General features: G+C 68.3%; 1 protein-coding gene. It reads right to left on the reverse strand.

Features of this window, described 5'->3' with window-relative positions:
- Positions 1-224 (reverse strand): hypothetical protein (locus tag BN358_RS27210; RefSeq protein WP_198018537.1); only part of this gene is annotated, 224 nt, incomplete at both ends.

Here is a 224-nt window from a genome sequence, read left to right on the forward strand (position 1 = left end):
GTTGGCCTGGAAGGCCTTGACCAGCCGGAGCTTGTGCTCGGGGCTGGTGCGTGCGAACGTCTCGGTGCGTTCCACGATCGTGCGCAACTGCTCATCGGTCGCCGCCTCCAGCGCGGCGCCGGTCACCGCGGCGGACGAGGTGTCGTCGAAGATGCCCATCTCGCGGCTGATCGCTGTTGCGGTTCCGCGTGGTCGCCGGTGATCATGGTGACCTTGCTCCCCGG

The organism is Sedimentibacter sp. B4, assembly GCF_000309315.1.
GTDB classification, from domain to species: Bacteria; Bacillota; Clostridia; order Tissierellales; family Sedimentibacteraceae; genus Sedimentibacter; species Sedimentibacter saalensis.